16 protein-coding genes are annotated in these 20104 nt (G+C 32.5%); 7 read left to right on the plus strand and 9 right to left on the minus strand.

Annotated features, from left to right (window positions below):
• Position 1: 1 nt before the first annotated feature.
• The 5 genes from KW502_RS00135 to KW502_RS00155 form a co-directional block, all read right to left on the minus strand.
• Positions 2-844, minus strand: coding sequence for an alpha/beta hydrolase family protein (locus KW502_RS00135; protein WP_219038496.1), 843 nt, complete (start codon positions 842-844; stop codon positions 2-4).
• Between the two features lie 2 nt (positions 845-846).
• On the minus strand, positions 847-3555 hold the full coding sequence (locus KW502_RS00140) for a PD-(D/E)XK nuclease family protein (protein WP_219038497.1): 2709 nt from the start codon (positions 3553-3555) through the stop codon (positions 847-849).
• Positions 3556-3622: 67 nt separating this feature from the next.
• Positions 3623-4993, minus strand: coding sequence for an OmpA family protein (locus tag KW502_RS00145; RefSeq protein ID WP_219038498.1), 1371 nt, complete (start codon positions 4991-4993; stop codon positions 3623-3625).
• A 120-nt stretch (positions 4994-5113) separates the two neighbouring features.
• Positions 5114-6310, minus strand: coding sequence for a glycine C-acetyltransferase (gene kbl / locus KW502_RS00150; protein ID WP_219038499.1), 1197 nt, complete (start codon positions 6308-6310; stop codon positions 5114-5116).
• Positions 6311-6339: 29 nt separating this feature from the next.
• Positions 6340-9483: a UvrD-helicase domain-containing protein gene (locus tag KW502_RS00155; RefSeq protein ID WP_219038500.1), complete on the minus strand. Its 3144-nt coding sequence runs from the start codon at positions 9481-9483 to the stop codon at positions 6340-6342.
• Between the two features lie 171 nt (positions 9484-9654).
• Between KW502_RS00155 and KW502_RS00160 the strand changes: the two genes are divergently transcribed.
• Complete coding sequence (locus tag KW502_RS00160) at positions 9655-10263, plus strand: superoxide dismutase (protein ID WP_219038501.1); 609 nt, start codon at positions 9655-9657, stop codon at positions 10261-10263.
• Positions 10264-10437: 174 nt separating this feature from the next.
• Here the strand turns inward: KW502_RS00160 and KW502_RS00165 are convergent, their stop codons facing one another.
• The gene (locus tag KW502_RS00165) at positions 10438-12339 is read right to left on the minus strand and encodes an amidophosphoribosyltransferase (protein WP_219038502.1); all 1902 of its coding nucleotides are present in this window, start codon (positions 12337-12339) and stop codon (positions 10438-10440) included.
• A gap of 53 nt (positions 12340-12392) precedes the next feature.
• The gene (locus tag KW502_RS00170) at positions 12393-13316 is read right to left on the minus strand and encodes a PfkB family carbohydrate kinase (protein WP_219038503.1); all 924 of its coding nucleotides are present in this window, start codon (positions 13314-13316) and stop codon (positions 12393-12395) included.
• A gap of 396 nt (positions 13317-13712) precedes the next feature.
• On the opposite strand from KW502_RS00170, the gene KW502_RS00175 reads away from it, so the two are divergent.
• Entirely contained in the window at positions 13713-14360 is a 648-nt protein-coding gene (locus KW502_RS00175; RefSeq protein WP_219038504.1) for an OmpW/AlkL family protein, read from the plus strand.
• Positions 14361-14445: 85 nt separating this feature from the next.
• Here the strand turns inward: KW502_RS00175 and KW502_RS00180 are convergent, their stop codons facing one another.
• Together KW502_RS00180 and purN are read right to left on the minus strand one after the other, a co-directional pair.
• Complete coding sequence (locus KW502_RS00180; RefSeq protein ID WP_219038505.1) at positions 14446-15075, minus strand: ribonuclease H1 domain-containing protein; 630 nt, start codon at positions 15073-15075, stop codon at positions 14446-14448.
• The gene (gene purN, locus KW502_RS00185) at positions 15075-15665 is read right to left on the minus strand and encodes a phosphoribosylglycinamide formyltransferase (protein WP_219038506.1); all 591 of its coding nucleotides are present in this window, start codon (positions 15663-15665) and stop codon (positions 15075-15077) included. Before purN ends, KW502_RS00180 begins: the two co-directional genes overlap by 1 nt.
• 157 nt (positions 15666-15822) lie before the next feature.
• Here purN and KW502_RS00190 point away from each other — a divergent pair, with 157 nt between their 5' ends.
• From KW502_RS00190 to pyk, 5 genes are all read left to right on the plus strand, one after another.
• Positions 15823-16059, plus strand: coding sequence for an acyl carrier protein (locus KW502_RS00190; RefSeq protein ID WP_027885177.1), 237 nt, complete (start codon positions 15823-15825; stop codon positions 16057-16059).
• Between the two features lie 15 nt (positions 16060-16074).
• Positions 16075-17328: a beta-ketoacyl-ACP synthase II gene (gene fabF, locus KW502_RS00195; protein ID WP_219038507.1), complete on the plus strand. Its 1254-nt coding sequence runs from the start codon at positions 16075-16077 to the stop codon at positions 17326-17328.
• Between the two features lie 7 nt (positions 17329-17335).
• A complete protein-coding gene (gene rnc, locus KW502_RS00200) occupies positions 17336-18073 on the plus strand; it encodes a ribonuclease III (RefSeq protein ID WP_219038508.1) in 738 nt (245 codons plus the stop codon).
• A gap of 86 nt (positions 18074-18159) precedes the next feature.
• Entirely contained in the window at positions 18160-18642 is a 483-nt protein-coding gene (locus tag KW502_RS00205; RefSeq protein ID WP_219038509.1) for an IPExxxVDY family protein, read from the plus strand.
• Positions 18642-20072, plus strand: coding sequence for a pyruvate kinase (pyk, locus tag KW502_RS00210; protein ID WP_219038510.1), 1431 nt, complete (start codon positions 18642-18644; stop codon positions 20070-20072). Before KW502_RS00205 ends, pyk begins: the two co-directional genes overlap by 1 nt.
• Positions 20073-20104: the final 32 nt, after the last annotated feature.

A 20104-nucleotide genomic window follows, 5' to 3' on the forward strand; every position in this document is an offset into this window, starting at 1 on the left:
ATTAGTCTTGTATAAACCTTATACTTTTATTTGTTGCTTTTTCTAAATCTGAAGATAAACTGTTTTGATCCCAAGGATGTTTAGTTTTGAAGACATGATCACTGCCTGTTAAAGTAAAAAGCTCACTTTTTTTGCTCCACAGATGAAGCTGTTTTGCTTCAGAAATATTAACGGTAGGGTCAGCTTCAGAATGAATAATTAAATAAGGTTTATTTAAATTATTGGCTGCTCGTTGAATAGTAAACCGCTCTTTGTGCGTTATAAAATCTTCATAAAATTGAATGTGATGTGGCATTTGTTGTTGCGTGCGCCCGTTTTTAACATAGTAAAACATTTCGTCTTTCCATTTTTGTAAAGCTTCTCCTTTAGGGAAACGACTTTCGAAATCTGAAACACCATTCCAAGTAATAACTTTTTTAACCTTATTTTCTTCTTCAGCTTTAATCGTTACAATACCTCCTCCACGACTGTGACCTATTAAATTTATATTTTGCACCTCTGCGTTGGCGTGAAATTCTTTGGTGGTGGTAATCCAATCAATTACGGTTTGTAAGTCGTCTAGCTGTTTACTAAAATTGTCTTGGGCAAAAGCCTCTAAGTCAGGAAAATCTATAGGTTGGTCTGCGGTCCCGCCATTGTGTGAGAAATTAAATTTTATGAAGAAAAAATTAGCTTCGGCAAATTTTTCGGCAACCAAATCCCAAGCACCCCAATCTTTGAAACCTTTGTAGCCATGGCAAAAAATAACAATAGGTTTAGGTTGTTGATTAGGCTCAAAATAAACATCTGTTACAATAGGTTTTTCGTATTTTCCTTCTAATAAAAAATTTTTTTCTCTAATCATAGCTAAACTTCTTTCTCTTCAAATGGAATTTCTGGATTGAATATTTCTAAAATTAAGCTTTTCAACTGGGTTTCAAATTGGTTTAACGTGTCTTTATTAATTTCTGTATTTTTAACCTGTTTGAAAGGCATAAAACCAGCTTTTAGATTTTTGAAAGATATAATTCCGGCTTCTGCTTGTTCAAAATAACTTTCTTCAAAAATCATTCTGGCATAACAAAGCACTTGAAATACTTTTGAATATTTATAATCTTTTGTTAGTTCTCCCCATTCTTTTAAATTTAAATCTGTGCTTTGAACTTTACCCGTTTTATAATCTACAATACGCAAATTTTTATTGAGAGAATCTACACGGTCTACTTTTCCTCCAATTTTAATAGGAAAATTAAGTTCGGGTATAGAAATACTGCATGTTAATTTATTTTCAACTTGTTTAATATACAATTCATTAGTTTCAATTTCTTTTAGTTCTTTGTTTAAGAAGTTGAAAATATATCGCTTAGCAATTTCAAAAATGATTAAGTTTTTTCCTTTATGTATAGGCGCTTGTTTATAGGTTTTTTGAAATTCAATTTTTACTTGATCTTCAATGCTGTTTTTCATTTTCAGCAGATCTTCTTTAAGAATTTGTTTGCCTTCAAAAGCTTTATAGAAATGTTCTAAAACATCATGAACCACCGTCCCCAAAGTATTTGCTGCAACTGTTTCTTCTACCTCGTTAGAATCTCGAATATTAAGCACATAATTTTTATAAAAATCTAACGGATTTCTAATATAGGTGGTCAATGCGGAAGGAGAAAAGCCATGAGCTGCTAGTGATTTTAGTTTTTTAATCACTTCTGGCGATTTTTCTATCTTCTTTAATGTTGTTTTTCGAGCAGGAACATAAGGGTTTAGAAATTGCTTTCTAGGTTGGTTATGCGCAGGAGATTCTATCTCTAATTGGGTAATAAATCTGCTTTTTTCACCTCCATTTAAACTTCCAGGTTCTGTATTGTAAAGAATATGAATATTCTTGGCACGCTGTAACAATCTATAAAAGTGATAGGTGTAAATGGCATCTTTTTCTTTATAAGTAGGTAAACCGTATTCTTTTTTTAAATCAAACGGAATAAAAGAGTTACTACTTTTACCAGCAGGGAGAACGCCTTCATTTACAGAGGTAATAATGATGTTTTCATAATCTAACACTCTGCTTTCTAACATGCCCATAAGTTGAAGACCATCAAAAGGAGAACCGCTAAAATCTAACGATTCTGTCTCTAACGAATCTTTATAAATTTTATGTAAAGAAGAGATGGTCTTAATAGGGCTATTATTTTCTATCAAGTTTCTAATTTTGATAAATAACTGATGAAAATGGTATAGATATTCTGTCTCTAAAAGATAATCTGAGCTGTTTTTTAAACGTAAATTCTGAATGAAGCCCGTTAGGGTTTGAAGCAATTTTAAGGGAGAATTATGAAGGTCTAAAATAGGACCAATAATTCTTTTAGTTTCCTCATTAGAAAAAGCTAAGATTTGCTTTTTAGTAAGATAAACGAGGTTCTCTTGATGTATATTATGCTGAAGTTGTTTGGAATTTTCTCCCAATTTGTGCAGCACAAAAGGATGGTTGAGTATTTCTATAACAGGTTTGTAATAAAGCTGGTCACTACTTAATTGTTGGAGTTCAAATATAATTTCAAATAAAGAAGCTAAGGGGGTTTCTTTAAGCGGCAAACCCATAGTTATATTAATTTTCTGAATCTCTGCTGGTAGTGAATTTAATAAAGGGGTTAACAGACCTTCATCATTTAAAATGATGGCTGTTTTACTTAATTTATGTGAAGGAATGGTTTTTAAAATTTTTGCTACTTGTTTGGCTTGACCTATATTTTTAGGTATTCCATAAATATCAACTTCTTTGGGTTGAATATAGTTATCAGGTAAATGTTTAAACGGATTATTATCTTTATATAATTTCCAGTTTTTAGCATATTCCCTTAAAAATAGGGAGGCTTCATGAAAATGATCTTTGAAAAAATAGTGATCTGAATCCCAAAATATTTGTCCGCGTTCCTTTTTCAATATGGTTTGAAAAATCTTTTGTTCAGCATTGTTTAACGCATTGAAACCTAATAAAACGTAATTTTGCTTAGAATTAGAGAGGTAATTTTCTATTTTATTGGCAGCTACTCTATACATTAAACCTTGGTAGGCTTCATTTTCTTGAATTAGCTGTTGCTGAAAATGTTGGTAGTAAAGCGGAATATTATTCCAAAAAGATAAATATTTTTTAATTAGATCTGTTTGAGGATCGCTTAGTGCCCAATGATTGATGTCTTGTATTCTTGAGAGGTATGAAAAAAAATCATCTGCATCAATTAGGTAACGGTCAATTTCATTAAAATCATAAATTAAAGTTTGTGCCCAACCATAAAATACTTCAAAGTCTTCTTGTTCTTTTTGTGGTGTTAATTCTTTATAGGTGTTATGAAATTTAAAGAGACTTTGTAAATTATCTATAGATTTTAAAGAAGAAATTTCTTCAATAAATTCTTCTGTACTCCATACTTCAGGAGAAAAAGAAGTTTGTGTTATCTTTTGCTTTAAAACCTCTTTTAAATAACTTCCTGCTCTTTTACTAGGAAGCACAAAGGTAGTTTGAGATAGATTAAATTTTTCTTCTTCTAAGAGCTGATCTAAGGTTTGTTCTATAAAACTTTTCATATTCTAAAAATAAAAAAACGCCTCAGATATGTGAGGCGTTTTAAATATATATAAGAATTTATTTTTCTTATTTATCTCTGTTTTTCTCTAATGAAACTTCAACGCGTCTGTTTTGTTGTCTTCCTGCAGCAGTTTTGTTAGTTGCTATAGGTTGAGTTTCTCCGTATCCTTCAGATGTAATTCTACTAGAATCTATACCATCTTGTTCTACTAAGTATGTTTTAACAGAAGCAGCTCTTTCTTTAGATAATCTTAAGTTTAAAGCATCACTACCTTGACTATCTGTATGACCTTCAATATGGAAAACAGTTTGTGGGTACTCATTCATGATTTCAGCAATAGAATCTAAAGCATCATATGAATCTTTTCTTATTGAAGATTTACCTAAATCAAATAAGATTGTTTTAGAATACTCATTTAACTCGTTAATAACTTCTACAGTTACTTCAGGACAACCGTTATTAGCAGCAGTTCCTGCAACATCTGGACACTGATCGTCTTTATCTAAAACACCATCACCATCTCTATCTGGCCAAGGACAACCATTATTAGCAACAGGTCCTGCAACGTTAGGACATTCATCTTCACTATCTTTTACACCATCACCATCTGAATCTGGACATCCGTTTAAAGATTTAACTCCAGCAACATTCGGACATTCGTCTTGAGGATCTGGAACACCGTCACCATCTGTATCAGGGCAACCATCAAATTCAGCTAAACCAGCAACATCTGGACAAGCATCGTTTTTATCTGCAATACCATCACCATCGGAATCTGGACAACCATTAAACTCTTTTAAACCTGGAGTTTCAGGACATTCATCTTCATCATCATAAATACCATCACCATCAGTATCAGTTCCTCCAAAAGCTACTTTAAAACCAGCAACGTGTTGGAAATGACGGAAACCACCTTCAGCACTATCGTCAATTGTGTGTTTATAGGTAGTTTGGATATTGAATGCGATATTGTCTGTCATCCAAAAATTAATACCAAATGTACCATTTGCAGAGAAGTTACCTTCTTCATCTAACCAAGTATAACCAGCTCCTGCACCTAAAAATGGATCAAACCATCCGTCTTCACTAATTAGGTTTCTAAAGCTATATAAACCAGCAGCATCTACACTGTAATAAGTTAAATCATCAACAGGCATTTCATCAATATTATCTATTCTATTGATAGATCCCGCTAATTCAGCAGAAAAACCTGCTCCAATATAACGACCTACAGAAATACGAGATACTGAAGGTAAAATATTGTAATTATCTGTTTTAAAGAAACCTCTAAAAGGACTGTCTTCGTTTGCAGGGTAAGAGTCTACTGCGTTTACGCCAATTCCGATGACCCAAGGATTATTTTCATTTTGTGCTTTTACCGTAGTAAAGCCCAAAACAACCATAGTAATTAATAAAAATCTGCTAAGATGTTTCATATTAAAAGTGTTTAATTTTACGTGTTAATTGAAAGCAAATGTAAGTGCTTATGGGTTATTCCCAAAAATAAATATAATAAAATTTTCTTAATGAGCAACTAATTGCATATTCATAAGGGTTTAAATTATTTCTAACTCTTTTCCTACTTTCTGAAAAGCCTTTATGGCTTTGTCTAAATGTATTTGATCATGAGCTGCAGAAAGTTGTACTCTTATTCTTGCTTTTTCTTTAGGAACCACAGGATAAAAGAAACCAATTACATAAATGCCTTCTTCTAAAAGTTTATCTGCCATGTCTTGAGATAACTTTGCGTCATAAAGCATTACGGGAACGATTGCTGAATCTCCATCTACGATATCAAAACCGGCTTCTTTCATCGCTTTTTTGAAGTAATTGGTATTCCATTCTAATTTGTCCCTAAGCTTGGTATCATTCTCTAACATTTCAAATACTTTAATAGAAGCGCCAACAATTGCTGGTGCTAAAGAATTTGAAAATAGGTAAGGACGAGAGCGTTGTCTTAATATTTCAATAACTTCTTTTTTAGCCGTAGTGTAACCACCCATAGCACCGCCTAATGCTTTACCTAAAGTTCCAGTGATAATATCAATTCTTCCTAATACTCCTTTTTCTTCTAAAGTACCTCTTCCGGTTTCACCTATAAAACCAGTGGCATGGCATTCATCAATCATGACCATTGCATCATATTTATCGGCTAAATCGCAAATTTTATCGAGGGGTGCTAGTAAGCCGTCCATAGAGAATACACCATCGGTAACGATAATTTTGTGTCTTGCTCCATTTTCGTTAGCTGCAATTAATTGTTTTTCTAAATCTTGCATGTTACTGTTTTCATAACGATAACGAGCGGCTTTACAAAGTCTTACTCCATCAATAATGGAAGCATGATTTAACGAGTCTGAAATAATTGCATCTTCTTTCGTTAGTAAAGGCTCAAAAACACCACCATTAGCATCGAATGCGGCCGCATATAAAATGGTGTCTTCAGTTCCATAAAAAGAAGCTATTTTCTGTTCTAATTCTTTATGAATATCTTGTGTGCCACAAATAAAGCGAACACTAGACATTCCAAATCCGTGAGAATCTAAAGTGTCTTTTGCAGCTTGTATAACCTCTGGGTGGTTAGAAAGACCTAGATAATTATTGGCACAAAAATTAATAACCTCTGCTCCTGTATCTATTTTTATCACTGCATCTTGTGGTGAAGTAATAATACGTTCTTTTTTGTAAAGACCATTGTCTTTAATTTCTTCAATTTCTTTCTGAAGGTATTTTTGTAAATCTGGACTATACATAGTTTTATTTTTTTCAATTTTTAGCAAAATTAGAGAATCTTAACCGTAACGAAAGGATAGAGATACACTAATATTTTTTGTTTTACTTGATAACCTATTTCTGAAATGTATTGAGAATAGGCTTCAACTTGTTGCACGTGAGTAGAAGAAGTCGATCCGGTTTTATAATCTATAATGGTAGCTTCGTTAGCTGTAATACAAAGCCTGTCTATTCGTTTAAAGCCTTTGTTTGTGATAATTTCTTTTTCGTTAAACGTTTGATAAGAAGAAGTGAAATATTCTTGAAGTTGAGGGTGTTCTGTTATTTCGTTTATTTTAGTTTTATATTCTTCTAGTTCAGAAGCAAGCATTTCTCCATTTTTAACTGCTTTTTCTAGCGCAGTATCAATATCGTTTACTGTATAAATATTCATTAATAAATCATGAATTAGATTTCCTTTATCTATGGCTTCTTGCTGTTCAGAATCCCATAAGAGACCCGATTTTGTGATGAGCGTAATATTATGATCTGAAGGTGCTGAAGAAATGAAATTCATTTTTTCAATTTCACGGGTTATTTCTTGATTTTCTACGATTTCAAAATTACCAAAATCATAAGAATACTTTTCAGATTCCCAATGGTTTATTGATTTTAAATAGCCTTTGAGTAAGCCTGGGTAATCATTTTTTTCTTCTTCGGGTTTTTTAGGATCTATTTCAGATATAATATACAATTGATTTTCAGCCCTAGTAAAAGCAACATATAAAATGTTAAGCGCATCAAATTCATTCTCAATAAGTAACTTTTGGTAAAGGGCAGCTGGTATTTCACCAAAATTATCTAACTTTTTATTGGCACTTAAATAGGCATAGGGAATTTGATTAGGTTCTTCTAAAAGCGGAATCCAAATATCATCGTTTCGAGTATCTTCTAAAGATTCGTTTACATAAGGGTAAATAACAATAGGAAATTCTAAACCTTTAGAGGTGTGTATGGTCATTATTTGTACTGCATCTTCACCTTCGGGTGCAATGATACTTAACGTATCTTTTTTCTGCTGCCAATAATCTACATAACCGGCAATTACTCCTGTATTTTTTTGTGTATACTCGTAAATAAAATCTAAGTAAAACTGTAGGTAAGCGTCTGCTTCTTCTTGTAAATTAAAACTTCTAATAATATATTCTGCAGCATCATAAAGAGGTAGTCTTTGAAGTGTCGCGAGGTTAAAATGATAATCTAACTCTTGTAAAGACTTAAAAAAATCTTTTTCTAATAAATCTAATCGGTCATAAATACTGCTAAAATAATTTTCGTGCTCTTTATTTTTTTGAAAGAGGTAATCTAAGATTTCAAATTTAATGTTCTTGTCTTCTGGGTTTAAAGAATACCGAAATATAGCATCGATAAAATTTACGGCTTCAGAGTTTTTTACCAGAAGACTTTCGGTAGAAATAATAGGGATTCCCTTTTCGTTAAGGTAATTAGCCACGGCATAACCATGAGCTTTTTTTCGTACTAAAATACAGATGTCTTTTTTTGTATAACCATGCTGCGTAACGTGCTCAATGGTTTCTAACACTTTTTTTGGGTACGCTTCTTCACGATCTTCGTTATTAAGTGCTTCAATAAAACTAATGTTTACAAAACCACCAGTTTGCTGATGAGGCTCTTGAGCAGCATTTTTAAATAATTTCTGGTATTTATCCCAACTTAATTTTTCACCACAAAAGTTAAAAAAAGCATTGTTGAATTTTACAATTTCTAGCTGACTTCTAAAATTTTTGGGCAAATTAATGGTCTGTTTTTCTACATTAAATGGGTTGTAATCTTCACTCAAATCTATAAATTGTTCTGCTTTCCCACCGCGCCAGCGATAAATAGATTGTTTGGCGTCACCCACCAGAAAAAGCTCACCTTTGGTGTTGCCATCAATATCTATTGTAGACAGATTATTCTCAATAAGCGGTATTAAATTAATCCACTGCAATTCTGATGTATCTTGAAATTCATCTATAAAAAATTCATGGTAACGCTCGCCTAAACGCTCATAAATAAAGGGCGCTGGTTGCTCTTTTATGCTTTCACTAATTTTTCTATTAAATTCTGAAATAAGTAACAGATTCTTTTCAATTTTAACGCTTTCTATTTCTTTGTAAATTAGATTTAACAGCGAAAGAGAGGTGAGCTTTTTTAAAATACTCTTATAAAATTCAATGCTATTTATAAGCGTTTCTGAAGAAGAATAAAGTGAAGCTACTTGAGGTTGAATGGCATCCATGACCGATTTTTTTTCATCGGTTTGTTTCTTCGCATAATGTGAAGCTGTAGCAATCTCCTGTTCCCACTTCGCTTTTTTATCTGAAGATTTTACAGTGTAAGATACATTCTCAAGCTTTTTGAAATAATCAGGAATAGAGCTTCTGTTATAATCTTTATCATCTAATCCATTTTGCAAGAGTAATTCAAAAAATTGTGCTGCTTTTTTTTGCAATTTTTTTTCTGAAGTATTTATAAATGCTTTAAGCTCTTTTTCAAAAGCTTGAAAATCTTCAATATTTTTAGTTTCTAATTCTTTAAGCGGCTGTAAATTATTTTCATTCACTAACAGCTGAGCTATTTCATATAAGTCTTTGCTAATATCCCAGCTTTTATCATCATCGGCTTTAGCTATAGCAAAATCTATTAAAACTTTAGTAAGTTTTTTATCTGTTCCTGCTTTAGAAATTAATCTATCTACGGCTTCTTGTAGTATTTCTGAAGTATTTAATTCTACTTCAAAATTCATGGGAAGACCCAAATCTTTAGCAAAAGTACGCAAAACACGATGAGTAAAACCATCGATGGTAGAAACATCAAACGCAGCGTAATTATGAAGAATACTCCTCAATATAATTTTCGCTTCGTTTTTAATTTCTTCTGAAGAAAGTTTAGTTTCATTCTTTATTTCTTCAAAAAGTGCTATAGATTTTTTAGGCGTCTCTTCTTCGGCAAAATCTTTTAAACTATTTACGATTCTAGACTTCATTTCTCCCACCGCCTTATTTGTAAATGTAATGGCGAGAATATTTTTGTAATAATCTTTTCGGTTGGCTTTGAGTAAAATAGAAATGTATTTTTTTACAATGGTAAATGTTTTACCAGAACCTGCAGAAGCATTATAAAGTTGAAAAGGGGAGCGAGAAGTTTGCAAAATGATTAAAATTTTTGAAGCAATGATATAGATAAAAATAATAAGTTATAATGGGTTTCTATGAAAACTCAAAATCTTTAAGTAATTTATAACATTTTTTTATTTTTATTCAGGTTCTTAATAATTAATTTTGATAGCGAATTAGATTACTAACAACAAAATATAACAATTATGGCTTTTGAACAACCAAAATTAAAATATGCTTTTGACGCACTTGAACCTAACATCGACAAAGAAACGATGGAGATTCATTATGGAAAGCACCACGCAGGATATACTAAAAAATTAAATGCAGCTGTAGAAGGAACAGATTTAGATGGAAAAAATATTGAAAATATTTTAATGAATCTAGATAAGTCTAACACGGCTGTTAGAAATAACGGAGGAGGTTTTTTTAACCATAATCTTTTTTGGGAAGTAATGTCTCCAAACGGAGGAGGAAAACCTACAGGTGAATTAGAAAAAGCTATTGAAGAAGCTTATGGCTCTTTTGATGCTTTTAAAGAAGAATTTGCTAAAGCAGCTGCTGGACAGTTTGGTTCTGGTTGGGCTTGGCTTTGTGTACACGAAGGTGGTAAAGTAGAAATTTGCTCTACTCCAAACCAAGATAATCCATTAATGCCAGGTATTGGTTGTGGAGGAACACCAATTTTAGGACTTGATGTTTGGGAGCATGCATATTATCTAAAATATCAAAATAAGCGTCCAGAATATATCGATGCATTTTTTAATGTTGTAGACTGGGAAGAAGTAGCTTCTAAATATGCAAAATCTAAATAATTAGATTTTTAAAATAGAATTATAAAAAAAGGTGGTTTGTAAAAACCACCTTTTTTTGCCCCAAATTTTACCATAAACTTAACCTACTTTTTTATGGCTATTATAAATATAGGATCTTTTTATTAATTTAAGAGAATAATTAACAAATTTTATTTATACAATAAAAATCATTAATTATAGATATGCTCTTTCTTTATTACCTTCAAAGAAATTAATAAATGCTCTATTTACAACTCTATTTCCTCCTGGTGTTGGGTAATCTCCAGTAAAATACCAGTCGCCTAAATTTTTTGGACAAGCCTCGTGTAATTTATCTACTTTCTGATAAATAACTTCTACGTTAGCTTCAATAGTTTCGTCGCAAAGTAATTCTGCAATTTTATTAGAAACCTGCTCGTATGTAAAAGGCTCGTAAACTTCTTTTACAAAATTTTGAACTTGATTGTCTTCTAATTCTACCTGAGCTAGGCATTTATGGTAAACTTTTTCAATAATATCGTATTGATTGGTTTCTTTTAGTAGAGCTAATGCTGCTTTAAAAGCTACAAAGTCTTCTAATCGTGCCATATCTATACCATAACAGTCCGGATAACGAATTTGCGGAGCAGAAGAAACTACGATAATTTTCTTAGGCCCTAAGCGATCCATCATTTTAATGATACTCTTTTTTAACGTAGTACCACGTACAATACTGTCGTCGATTATCACTAAATTATCTTCTGGTTTAACCACACCGTATGTTACATCATAAACGTGTGCCACTAAATCATCACGGCTACTATCTTCTGTAATAAAAGTTCTTAGTTTGGCATCTTTAATAGCAATTTTTTCTGTACGTAAACGGTAAGAAAGAATTTGCTTTAAGCGCTCATCTGTAAGGGTTTCTTTTTCTTTTAGAATTGCTTCATTCTTTTGACGATTTAATTCGTCTTGAGCCGCTTCTACCATTCCGTAGAAAGAAGTTTCAGCAGTATTAGGAATGAATGAAAAAACAGAATTAATGGTATCGTAATCTATTGCCTTTAAAACTTCAGGCATAATAAATTTACCTAAGTTTTTACGTTCTTGATAGATTTCTGCATCACTTCCTCTAGAAAAATAGATACGTTCAAAAGAGCAAGCCTTACGTTCTAGTGGTTCTATTATTTTTTTAATGGAAGTTTTTCCGCTTTTTTTGGTAATTAAAGCGTGACCTGGTTCGAGTTCTTTTACATCTTCAAAAGCAACATTAAAAGCCGTTTGAATAACAGGTCTTTCTGAAGCGGTAACCACCACTTCATCATCTATATAGTAATAAACAGGTCTAATCCCTGCTGGATCTCTTAACACAAAAGAATCGCCATGCCCTATTAATCCGGCCATAGCGTAACCACCATCCCAATCTTTTGAAGATTTACGTAAGATTTTAGCTACGTTCAATCTATCTGCAATATGCGGTGAAGCATCTTTTTTACTAAAGCCTTCTTTTTTTAATTTTTTGTAAACTTTTTGTACTTCAGAATCTAAAAAATGCCCAATCTTTTCCATTACCGTAACGGTATCTGCTTGATCTTTTGGGTGCTGACCTAGTTCTACTAAATTATTAAATAATTTAAAAACATTGGTCATATTAAAGTTACCAGCAACAATAAGGTTACGGTGCATCCAGTTGTTTTGGCGTAAAAACGGATGAACACTTTCGATGCTGTTTTTACCAAAAGTTCCATAACGAACGTGACCTAAAAGTAATTCACCTATATAAGGTAAATTCTTTTTTTGTGCCGCAACATCTTCTGCATATTCAGGATGTTTTTGCATTTCGTCATTAATACGATCATTAATTTGAGCAAAAATGTCTTGAATAGGTTGCGCCTGATTGGATCTTACACGGCTAATGTATCTTTCGCCAGGCGAAGTATCTAATTTTATGCTTGCTAAACCAGCACCATCTTGTCCTCGATTATGTTGCTTTTCCATCATGAGGTACATCTTGTTTAAACCATAAAAAGAGGTACCATACTTTTCTTTATAAAATTCTAAAGGCTTTAATAACCTAACTAGTGCAATACCGCACTCGTGTTTAATAGCATCACTCATATTTTGTGGGCGAGAGATTTAAAGGGTTGTTGTGTTGTTGTTATCTTGAGTGCTTAATCTAAGCTAATTTTAAATTGAGTTAAAGCTTTAAATGTTTTTAAACGTTCTTCAATCTCTTTGTCGGTTAAATTAAGCATCCTTTCAGTTCCAAATTTTTCAACACAAAAAGAGGCTAAATTAGATCCATAAATAATAGCATTTTTCATGTTTTCAAAAGAAGTGTTTTCGGTTTTCGCAAGATAACCTACGAAACCACCAGCAAAAGTATCTCCGGCTCCGGTTGGGTCAAAAACTTCTTCTAATGGCAGAGCAGGGGCAAAAAACATTTCATTTTGATGAAATAATAAAGCGCCATGTTCTCCTTTTTTAATTACTACGTATTTAGGCCCCATTTTCTCGATTTCGCGAGCAGCTTTCACTAAAGAATATTCTCCTGAAAGTTGTCTAGCTTCTTCATCGTTAATCGTAATTACATCTACTTTAGCGATTACTTTCTTAAGATCTTCTAAAGCATTATCCATCCAAAAATTCATCGTATCTAATACAATAAGTTCTGGATTTACCATCTGCTCAATCACACTTAACTGAACTAACGGATGTAAATTACCAAGCATTACAATTTTGGCATCTTTATAAGAAGCAGGCACTACGGGTTGAAAATCTGCTAACACATTTAACTGGGTATCTAAAGTGTCTCGAGAGTTCATATCGTCATGATATTTACCACTCCAAAAGAAGGTTTTACCATCTTCTATCATCTTTAGACCCTCAATATTAATGTCTCTTTCTTTGAAAATAGAAATATATTCTTCAGGAAAATCACCGCCAATTACAGAAACAATAGCGGCATCTACACCAAATTTTTTAGCCGCAAGACCAATATAAGTTCCGGCACCTCCTAAAATTTTATCGGTTTTACCAAAAGGAGTTTCTATTTTATCGAAGGCTACTGTACCTACTACAACTAATTTACTCATGTTATTTGCTTAGAATTTTTGCAAATATAAGGCGTTTATAAGTAATTTTTCAACCTGAGCATTTTTATTAAAAAATTCTAAAAAAATACGATTTATAATATGATAATTAGTGATTTAAATAATTTGTAACTCACTAAATAAAGTGAGATGTAATCGTAGTATTTTCTTTTTCTGAATTCTAATATTTGAGTTTTACGGAAGCTATTATTTTTTTTAAATTAACAATAAGTTGAAGGTATTATCCTTTAAGCTGTAACTCAGTTATTAAGAGATTTTTTTTCTGAATAATGTAATTTTGAAGTATAAAAAACGCTCTAAAAATTGAAAAACTGATTTTTATCATCTTTTCACTAAGAATAAGAAAATATTTTTGAAATCTAATAAAATTCAAAAATCATGAGAATATTTCTATTTACAGTAATTACAGCATTGTTTTTTAGCTTTTCAGCACAAGCTCAAGAAGAGCAAAATACAAAAGATAATCCGTGGCAATTTAGGTTAAGAGGGGTAGTGGTTTCGCCAGATGAAAAAGCTTCGATAGATGCTATTGGCGGTAATGCAGATATTTCTACAACATTAATTCCAGAGCTTGATATTTCTTATTTCTTTACAGAAAATTGGGCATTAGAACTTATTTTAGGAACCACTAAACACGATGTGAAAGCAGTTAATACTGCAGTTGGAGATATTGATTTAGGAAGTGCATGGTTGTTACCTCCTACATTAACATTTCAATACCATTATACAGATTTAGGTAATTTTAAACCTTATATTGGTGCAGGGGTGAATTATACGATTTTTTATAGTGTAGATGAAGGTCCTGTTGCAGATGATGTAGATTATGATAACAGTTTTGCTTTTGCAGGACAATTAGGGCTAGATTATATGATTAGCGAGAAATGGTTTATTAACGTAGATGTGAAAAAATTATTTTTGCAAACCGATGCCACTATAAATGCAACTTCTGCATTAGGAGCTACTGTTGGTGCAGATGTAGACATTAATCCTTGGCTTTTTGGAGTAGGTTTTGGTGTTAAATTGTAATTTCATTTAAATTATAAATACAGTCTTACTTAGCTACCTTATTAAAAAAAAATACTTTTTTCTTTAATAAGGTAGCTTTTTATATTTATTTCCTCCCAAAATCAGCAGGGATTTCTCCCCATTCTTTAGTGTTCCATTTTAAAATGGGGTTGGAGTAGGTGTTATTGTGCAACCAAACCTCTGCTCTTTTTACTAATTGAAATAAATCTTTGTTTTTAGCTGTTTGTTGCAATTTAGTATTGCAGCATTTTTTTTTAACCCAACCTATCGCGATTCTAGAATCTGAATAAATAGGTAAGTTGCTTTTTCTCTGCTGAAGAAAAGCCAAGCCGTGAACAAGTGCTAAAAATTCGCCAATATTATTAGTGCCTTCTAGAAAAGGGCCTTGCTTAAATATTTCTTTACCAGTTTTGGTATAAACACCACGGTATTCCATTTTACCAGGGTTTCCGCTGCAAGCTGCATCGGTATTTATAGAATCAAAATTTACCTCTTTTGCTCTTTTTTCTAATTGAAATAGTGGCACTCCATTCTTGTTGTTCTCTTTATATTCAAAAAAAGAAACTTTAAATGCATCTTCAGCTTCGGCTAAACTTTTAAAAGATTTATATTGAGCGCCATTAAATCCGTCTATTGCTTTTTTACAAATATTCCAAGAAGTGAAAATTCCTGTTTTGTGCCCCTTCCAAACTACATAATATTTTTTTTTAGCCATTAAGATTTTTTCGATAAAAGTTCATCAATCACTTTTGGGAAATTTTCATGCTCTAATTGCTGAATTTTTTTCTTTAATGTCTCCATAGATTCATTTGTTTCAATTGAAGTACTAAATTGAGCAATAGTTTTTCCTTCATCATACTTTTCGTTCACATAATGTATTGTAATACCAGATTCTTTTTCTTTATTTTCTAAAACAGCTTGATGAACATAATTGCCGTACATTCCTTTTCCTCCATATTTAGGAAGTAACGCTGGGTGAAGATTAATGATTTTATTTTCAAATTCAGCAATAATTTCCTGAGGCATTATCCATAAAAATCCGGCCAAAACAATTAAATCTGGGTTAGTATCCTTCAAAATATGAAGTATTTCGTTAGAATGGTAGAGTGCTTCTCTATCAAAGTGAAGTGAATTAATTTCATGTTCGTGTGCCATTTTTAGAACATTTGCCCTAATGTTGTTAGAAAGAACATGAGAAATTTTAACATCATTCCTGTCTTGAAAATAACGGATAATGTTCTTAGCGTTAGAGCCTTGGCCTGAGGCGAATATGACAATTTTTTTTGTAGAATTTGAAGAGTTCATAGGTTAAAGCGGCAATTTTTTAGAAATTATTAAAGTATAAAAATAGTTACTTACTTTAAAAATATGTAAATTGACACCACATTTTTTAAAGTAAAACTTGTTTTAAACTAAAGTTTTTTATTTTTGCCACTTATTAAAAATCTAAAAAGATAAAATTATGTCAGACATTGCATCAAGAGTAAAAGCAATAATCGTTGATAAATTAGGAGTTGACGAGAACGAAGTAGTAAACGACGCGAGCTTCACAAACGATTTAGGTGCGGATTCTTTAGACACCGTAGAATTAATTATGGAATTCGAAAAAGAATTCGATATTCAAATTCCAGACGACCAAGCTGAGAACATTGCTACAGTAGGTCAAGCGATTTCTTACATCGAAGAAGCAAAAAAATAAGAAATAACCATACGTATGGAGTTAAAGCGAGTAGTAGTTACAGGTTTAGGTGCCTTAACACCAATTGGTAACAATATTGAAGAATATTGGGATTCTTTGGTGAGCGGTAAAAGCGGAAGTGCACCTATCACCTATTTTGATACTGAAAAATTTAAAACCAAGTTTGCTTGCGAGATCAAAAACTTCGACTTTAATGAATATTTTGGCCGCAAAGAAATCCGTAGGCTAGACAAATTTGCACAATACGCTTTGGTAGCTTCTGATGAAGCTATTGCAGATTCTGGTATAGATCTAGAAACTGTAGACAAGTATCGTGTAGGTGTAATTTGGGGAGCCGGGATAGGTGGTTTAGAAACTTTTCAAGAAGAAGTTAAAAATTTTGCGAACGGAGATGGTACACCTCGTTTTAATCCATTTTTTATCCCTAAAATGATTGCAGATATTGCCCCTGGTAATATTTCTATCAAACATGGGTTTATGGGGCCAAATTATACTACCGTTTCTGCTTGTGCTTCCTCTGCCAATGCTTTAATAGATGCTTTAAATTACATAAGACTAGGTTATAGTGATGTAATGGTTACAGGCGGAAGTGAAGCAGCAGTAACACAAGCAGGTATGGGTGGTTTTAATGCAATGCATGCCCTATCTACTAGAAATGATGATCCTGAAAAAGCTTCTAGACCTTTTGATGCAAATCGAGATGGTTTCGTTTTAGGAGAAGGAGCAGGAGCATTAATTTTAGAAGAGTATGAACATGCCAAGGCACGTGGTGCAACCATTTATGCTGAAGTTTTAGGAGGCGGTATGTCTTCTGATGCTTATCATATGACGGCTCCGCACCCTGAAGGTAAAGGAGTGGTGGCTGTTATGGAGAATTGTCTTCGTAATGCAGGCCTAAATCCAGAAGATGTAGATGCTATTAATACGCATGGAACTTCAACTCCGTTAGGTGATGTGGCAGAGCTTAAGGCAATTACAAAAGTTTTTGGTGCTCACGCAAAATCTCTTAATATTAATTCAACTAAATCTATGACAGGGCACCTTTTAGGAGCCGCTGGCGCTATTGAAGCTATTGCTTCTATTTTAGCGATGAAACATAGTTTAGTGCCGCCAACCATTAATCATGAAACGGCAGATGAAAATATTGATCCAGAATTAAATTTAACTTTAAATAAAGCTCAAGAAAGAGAAGTAAATGTGGCCATGAGTAACACCTTTGGTTTTGGTGGTCATAATGCTTGTGTTTTATTTAAAAAAATAGAAGAGTAAGCGTTTAATGAACGTTATACGTAACATATTATATTCCCGTTCTCATAAGGACGGGAATTTTTTTGGTGCTATTCAATCCATTATAGGTTTTAAGCCTAAAGCTATAAGTCATTATAACAGAGCATTTATTCATAGATCTTTAAATAAAAAAGATACTTTAGGAAATGATTTAAATTATGAACGCTTAGAATTTCTTGGTGATGCCATGCTAAGTTCAATAATTGCTGCTTATCTTTACAACGAAGTTCCAAGTGGAGACGAAGGGTATTTGACAAAGATGAGGTCTAAAGTAGTGAGTAGAAAACATCTTAATGAATTGGGTAAAGATTTAGGATTAATTACATTTGTAGAAACAAATGTGCCTAAAGATCATTTTGGTCAAAATATTCATGGAAATTTGTTTGAAGCATTAGTTGGAGCCATTTATTTAGATAGAGGTTACAAGTATTGTGAAAAATTTATTCAGAAAAGGGTCATAGATCCTTACGTAGATATAGAGCAATTAGAAGGAAGAATAATTAGTTATAAAAGTCTTTTAATTGAATGGTGTCAAAAAAAGAAACATAAATTTAAATACGAAGTTTATGAAGACACAGGTAAAGACGAGCTCAAACATTTTGCCGTAAAGTTATGGATAGATCAAAAGGTAATTGCAAAAGCAAGAGCAACTTCTAAGAAAAAAGCAGAAGAAAAAGCATCTAAACGTGCATATTATGCATTTCAAAAAAAGATGAGCAAAGAATAGCGTATCGGTCCTAAACTTCAAGATTATTTAACTTTAGGTCTTCTTAAAAGTTGTGAACTTGTTTTAAATTTACAGGATAATAAAATATGGTGATCAATAAACTGGTGCTTGATAATTTGGTAGATGAAGATTTTCATCTTATTGCCATTCATTGTTCAGCAGAGGTTTATAAAGTTGTATTTTACCTTAATAAATTTTTAGGTTTAAATTTACAGCGAACACCCAAAGATGTAGATTATAATTATCCTGAAGGAATGGCTTTTTATGAACTTTATGATTATTATAGTAAAGATGAAGGCTTCAATTATTACCTCGTATCTAATAAGTACTCCATAAAAGCAAATCATCTACAAAGCAACGGTTTCTTATTTGAAGGAGAAACGAAAAAAAAAGCCTATCTCTTGCCAGAGTTTAAAAGGGTAGACTGTTTTTTAAAAATAGAAGATAATAGCGAATCTGTAATTACTAAAGAATTGTTACTCGCTATCAGTAAAATAAATCAAATAGTAACCGCCTACACAGTAGAGGTTACACAAATGAAATCAATAGAAAATTTAATATTTAGCTAATGCATAAAACAAAGAACACTAAAATTGTAGCTACTTTAGGACCCGCTACAAGCTCTAAAGAAGTTTTAAAATCAATGTTAGAGAGTGGAGTAAACATTTTTAGAATTAACTTTTCTCACGCCAATTATGATGATGTAGAAGAACGCATCAAAATGATTAGAGATTTAAATGAAGAATACGGCTTCAACGCAGGAATTTTAGGAGATTTACAAGGTCCTAAACTTCGTGTAGGGGTAATGAAAGAAGAAGTTGTTGTTTCTAAAGGCGATACTATAACATTCGTTACTGGGGAAGAGTTTGAGGGTACAGCAGAACGCGTTTACATGAACTACGATAACTTTCCTAGAGATGTAAAAGCTAAAGAGCGAATTTTATTAGATGATGGTAAGCTTATTTTTGAAGTGGTGAATACCAACGGAAAAAATGAAGTAGAAGCAAAAGTTGTTCAAGGAGGTCCTTTACGTTCTAGAAAAGGAGTAAACTTACCAAATACAGAACTTTCTTTACCAGCACTGACAGAGAAAGATGTAAAAGATGCAGAATTCGCAATTAAGAAAGAAGTAGACTGGATGGCACTTTCTTTTGTACGCCATGCGCAAGATATTAAAGATTTACAAGACATCATTAATGAGCATAGTGAGCATAAAATACCAATCATCGCTAAAATTGAAAAGCCAGAAGGGGTTAAAAATATCGATGAGATTGTTCAAGCATGTGATGGTTTAATGGTTGCTCGTGGAGATTTAGGAGTTGAAGTTCCTGCTAATGAAGTGCCTTTAATTCAAAAAGAATTAGTGCTTAAAGCAAAAAAAGCGCGTATTCCTGTAATCATTGCTACGCAAATGATGGAAACCATGATTAGCAGTCTTACTCCAACAAGAGCGGAAGTAAATGATGTAGCTAACTCTGTGATGGATGGTGCTGATGCTGTGATGTTAAGTGGAGAAACTTCTGTAGGGAAATACCCAGTAGAAGTAATTCAGAAAATGACAGATATTATTAAAAGTGTCGAGCATTCAAAATTAATTAATGTACCACACGACCCTCCACATATTAAAACAAAAAGATACATTACCAAATCTGTGTGTTATCACGCGGCTTTAATGGCGAATGAGATTGATGCAAAAGCAATTTGTACGTTAACAAATAGTGGATACACAGCTTTTCAAATTTCAGCTTGGCGTCCAGATGCCCATATTTTAGCTTTTACTTCTAATAAAAGAATCTTAACGCAATTAAGCCTTCTTTGGGGAGTTAATGCGTATTACTATGATAAATTTGTAAGTACAGATGATACCGTAGAAGATGTAAATGAAATCGCTAAAGAAAAAGAAGTGGTTAAAAAAGGAGATTTTGTAGTTAACCTTGCTGCTATGCCAATTGGTAATAAAGGTATGGTAAATACATTACGTGTTTCTGAAATTGAGTAGAAGATTTTTTTGAAATATTTATAATAAAAACG

The sequence above is a fragment of the Mesonia aestuariivivens genome (assembly GCF_019311235.1).
In the GTDB taxonomy this organism is placed as follows: domain Bacteria; phylum Bacteroidota; class Bacteroidia; order Flavobacteriales; family Flavobacteriaceae; genus Mesonia; species Mesonia aestuariivivens.

What these genes read in the sequence shown, in the direction of transcription:
- KW502_RS00135 (WP_219038496.1), bottom strand. Translation starts at nt 844, where the DNA reads ATGATTAGAGAAAAAAATTTTTTATTAGAAGGAAAATACGAAAAACCT.
- KW502_RS00140 (WP_219038497.1), bottom strand. Translation starts at nt 3,555, where the DNA reads ATGAAAAGTTTTATAGAACAAACCTTAGATCAGCTCTTAGAAGAAGAA.
- KW502_RS00145 (WP_219038498.1), bottom strand. Translation starts at nt 4,993, where the DNA reads ATGAAACATCTTAGCAGATTTTTATTAATTACTATGGTTGTTTTGGGC.
- kbl (WP_219038499.1), bottom strand. Translation starts at nt 6,310, where the DNA reads ATGTATAGTCCAGATTTACAAAAATACCTTCAGAAAGAAATTGAAGAA.
- KW502_RS00160 (WP_219038501.1), top strand. Translation starts at nt 9,655, where the DNA reads ATGGCTTTTGAACAACCAAAATTAAAATATGCTTTTGACGCACTTGAA.
- KW502_RS00165 (WP_219038502.1), bottom strand. Translation starts at nt 12,339, where the DNA reads ATGAGTGATGCTATTAAACACGAGTGCGGTATTGCACTAGTTAGGTTA.
- KW502_RS00170 (WP_219038503.1), bottom strand. Translation starts at nt 13,316, where the DNA reads ATGAGTAAATTAGTTGTAGTAGGTACAGTAGCCTTCGATAAAATAGAA.
- KW502_RS00175 (WP_219038504.1), top strand. Translation starts at nt 13,713, where the DNA reads ATGAGAATATTTCTATTTACAGTAATTACAGCATTGTTTTTTAGCTTT.
- KW502_RS00180 (WP_219038505.1), bottom strand. Translation starts at nt 15,075, where the DNA reads ATGGCTAAAAAAAAATATTATGTAGTTTGGAAGGGGCACAAAACAGGA.
- purN (WP_219038506.1), bottom strand. Translation starts at nt 15,665, where the DNA reads ATGAACTCTTCAAATTCTACAAAAAAAATTGTCATATTCGCCTCAGGC.
- KW502_RS00190 (WP_027885177.1), top strand. Translation starts at nt 15,823, where the DNA reads ATGTCAGACATTGCATCAAGAGTAAAAGCAATAATCGTTGATAAATTA.
- fabF (WP_219038507.1), top strand. Translation starts at nt 16,075, where the DNA reads ATGGAGTTAAAGCGAGTAGTAGTTACAGGTTTAGGTGCCTTAACACCA.
- rnc (WP_219038508.1), top strand. Translation starts at nt 17,336, where the DNA reads ATGAACGTTATACGTAACATATTATATTCCCGTTCTCATAAGGACGGG.
- KW502_RS00205 (WP_219038509.1), top strand. Translation starts at nt 18,160, where the DNA reads ATGGTGATCAATAAACTGGTGCTTGATAATTTGGTAGATGAAGATTTT.
- pyk (WP_219038510.1), top strand. Translation starts at nt 18,642, where the DNA reads ATGCATAAAACAAAGAACACTAAAATTGTAGCTACTTTAGGACCCGCT.